2 protein-coding genes are annotated in these 4,033 nt (G+C 31.7%); both read right to left on the reverse strand.

The window, feature by feature from the left end; genetic code table 11:
- Positions 1-657 (reverse strand): MFS transporter (locus tag AC1DY0_RS18845; protein ID WP_477190122.1); only part of this gene is annotated, 657 nt, incomplete at its 3' end.
- A 231-nt stretch (positions 658-888) separates the two neighbouring features.
- Positions 889-3,627 carry a substrate-binding domain-containing protein gene (locus AC1DY0_RS18850; RefSeq protein ID WP_477190123.1) on the reverse strand — a complete coding sequence of 913 codons (2,739 nt, stop codon included), beginning with the start codon at positions 3,625-3,627 and terminating at the stop codon, positions 889-891.
- Positions 3,628-4,033: the final 406 nt, after the last annotated feature.

Consider the following 4,033-nt stretch of genomic DNA (forward strand, 5'->3'; position numbering starts at 1 on the left):
GCTGTCATCTATCAAACTTTTAATATCTGCAGAAGGATCAATTTTGAAAAGTATCAAACGTGCTTCATCTATACGGTTCTTAGAAAGTAACCATCTTGGACTTTCTGGAATAACCAATATAAAAAGAAGGTAAATTAATGAGGGGAAAGCCTGAACTCCAATCATCCATCGCCAGGAATTATCACCAATATCTTTCAGGAAATAATTAGAAACAAAGGCCACCAGAATTCCCAAAACAATATTAAACTGATATAAAGCGACCAAGCGCCCACGCTTGTCAGCAGGTGCTATTTCAGAAACATAAGCAGGTGCAGCAATCGTTGAAGCTCCAACCCCAATGCCTCCTAAAAATCTAAAAGCAGCAAAAACATAAGGATTGTTTGCAAATGCTGCACCTATAGCAGAAATAAGAAACAAAACCCCTATCCAGAATAATGTCTTTTTTCTACCAATTTTATTTGTTGGAATTCCTCCAAATATGGCACCAATCACTGTTCCCCAAAGCGCCATTGCCATAACAACAGATCCATGAAAAGCATCAGATGAATGCCAAAGAAGCTGCAATTGTTTATCAGCTCCTGAAATAACTACGGTATCAAAACCGAAAAGAAAACCTGCCAGTGCAGCAGTAACGGACCAAAGTAATATCTTATTCATTGTACATGTATTAAAAAACTTGTCGCTAAGATATCCGCAAAAAAAACAAGTTATTTTTAATGATGTTACAATTTAATTCCTCAATTATTATTGGTTTCGTAATTACAAGGCAAAGCCTTTATTTTCAGGCCTTCACGTAAATTAAATTTTATTTACGAAAACCTTGTAGTTTCGATTCTGTTACATAAGGTTCAAAATTGATACCTAAAATTGCATCAATTTTGAATCTAATTAAATGGAAGATTTGTATTCTTTAGGTGATATTCCAAATTTATTCTTAAAAGCAGTTGAAAAGTAGTTTGGAGAAGAGAATCCAAGAGAGTATGCAATTTCAGAAATATTCATTGTATTTGACTTTAAAAGCTCTGCTGCTTTCTCCAATTTTACATTATTAATATGATCACTGATGTTAATCCCTATTATAGCTTTTACTTTACGATACAATTGTACTCTAGATACATTAAGCTTTTCTGCGAGGTCTTCAACTGAAAATTTTGGATTTTCGACATTTAAATTAATGATATCATTCATCTTAGTGATAAAAGATTGCTCCTGATTACCAAATTTCGATTCATGTTCAATGCGATAAATATTATTGGTATAATAATATCGAAGCTTTTCTCTATTAAAAAGTAAACTAGAAATAGATTCTCTTAAAACAGAAAGGCTGAATGGTTTGGTAAGATACTGATCAACTCCACTCTGCAACCCTTTCAAAACGGACTCTTTGTTACTTTGGGCAGTTAAAACAATTATTGGTATATGTGATGTTCTTAAATCTTTCTTTAACTCTTTACTGATTTCATAACCATTTTTATCTACTAAATTGATGTCACAAATAATTACATCAGGTATAATTTCCATGGCCTTCTCTATCGCATCACTTCCGTCGGAAAAGTAAACTAAATACTCATTTGAAAGCTTTACTTTTAAAAATGAAACTAATTCGACATTATCTTCAATGATCAATAATGTATGTTTTTCTGATTCCGAATGCACGTTAACTGTTTCTAAATCAACATCTGAACTTATATTGTCAATTAAAAAATTAGAAATTGTATTTTGATTGTTACTTTTATCTATAATTTCTGAAGACTTCAAATGGGTATTCCCTTTAAGTAAAGTAACTGTAAATTCACAGCCTTGCTTTGATTTCAACTCAATCTTACCATGATGCAGCTCCACAAACTCTTCTGATAAATACAATCCGATTCCTGAACTGTTTTTATTGTTATTTGATGCTCTAAAAAAAGGATTAAACACCATGCCTAATTCATTTTCAGGAATTCCTATTCCGGAGTCCTTAAAACTAATCTTTACAGTATTATCCGAATTTTCAACAATTGTAATAGCTATTTTGCCATTATCTGGAGTAAATTTAAATGCATTTGAAAGTAGATTAAAATATACCTTATCCATCAAACCTCTATCAATAAACAACTCAAGATTTTTGTTTTTGCAGGTCAGCTGAAAATCAATATTTCTTCGGGACGCCTCTCCCTTAAAATTTGCCATTACATCAGTGGAAAAATCGTAAATTTTGGTATTTGAAGCTCTTAATGAAAATTTTTGCTCTTCAATTTTCCTAAAATCCAGCAATTGATTAATCAACCTCAATAATCGATTGGAGTTTTTATGGATTAGCTTTACTTCTTCTATCAGTGCAGTCCCTTTAATCTTATCGTTTTCAATTAACGATTCCACATAACTCATTATCAAAGTAATAGGCGTTTTAAACTCATGCGACAATCCTGTGAAGAAATTTAATTTTGCTTCGTTGCTTTTTTTAGCAATTTCAGACATCTTCTGAATTTCATCATTCTGATCAATTACAGTTTGATTAATTCTTTCAAGTTGTTTTTTCTTCCTTGAAATAGAAATAGTAGAATAAATACTATAGACGGTTAAACTCAAAATAATCACTAAGAAAAAACTAAGTAAACGAACAAGGTTATTCTGCGAAGCATATTCTCTTTCCTGAACTTTTATAGCACCTTGTTGTGATTCAATAACTTTCTGCTGCTGATCGACTTTATCCATTTGATTTTCAATAATCTCAGCATTTACTTGATCTATTACAATCGTTTTTAGTATGTTATTTTTAGCAATAGGTTCATTATTATTTATTTTTAAGGCAAGTTTTAAGGCCTCGTTACCGCCTGTTGGGTATAATATGGTACCATCTAAAATACCGTTTTTTACAAGCTCAATACCCCCATTGACAGAATTTAACCCGTCCACTCCAATAAATTTTATTTTTTTTTCTAGCCCTAATGTTTTTGCAGTTTCCCATGCACTTAAAGCCATTCTGTCATTATGGGCAAAAATATATTCCACATCATGGTTTTGCAATAGAATTTCTTTTAAAGGTGCCTTAACTGATTCTTTTTCCCAGTCACCCTGTATTGATTTTATCACTCTAAATCGAGGATTATCTCTAATAATTTGATTAAAACCTAGACTGCGTTCGTATGCTGGCGAAGACCCACTAGCACCCATAATTTCAATTATTTTCCCGCTCCCTTTGCTCTTGGAAATAATATATTTTGCTGCAATTCGCCCCACTTCAATATTATCGGCCCCTAAATAAGCCGTATAATTTTCACTGTCAATTTTTCTATCAACAACAAGGACGGGAATACCTGCTTTTATAGATTTTTCCACAACAGCAGTTAATGGTTTTGATTCAATTGGAGATACAATAATGACATCAACTCTGTTTGAAATAAACCTTTCAATGTCTTCAATCTGCTTATCTACATTATTATTGGCATCTCGTATAGTAAGAGTAACTTCAGGTCTCAAAGAGGCCTCAATCTTTATGGAACTATTCATTTGTTTACGCCAATCATCCGTAGTCATGGCCTGCGAAAAACCGACTTTTATCTTATTCCCGCTTTTTTGTTTGCAGGACAATAAACTGAGTGAAACAGCAAGAAGTAAAAATGTATATTTGACAATATGATTCATAAAAGAAAAATTTTAGGTAAATGAATATATTTTTAAAATAAAATATTTTAAATGACTCTTATCAAAAATAATTAGGAAGAATTATTTTAGTGATGATAAGGAAGGAAGTCGTAATAATAAAAAAGTAAAATTAAACTTTTATTTTATGTCTGCAAAACTGCAGACACATATAATATTGTAGTAATTAAAAAAACTTAGCTCCCTCTTTTTTGTCTGCACATTCAATTTGACAAAACAAATATCTTACGGGTTCATATTACTAATTATATGATGCTAAAAAAATGTAAACAGAATGCAATGTTATGACCGAAATTCTTTTAAGTCGTTACAACCAATTCACAGCTAAAAAAAATAACCCACATCACCACCAACCTATCCGCTTCCGAAATCGAAACCACCTATGGAA

The sequence above is a fragment of the Flavobacterium sp. P1_E4 genome, assembly GCF_056405915.1.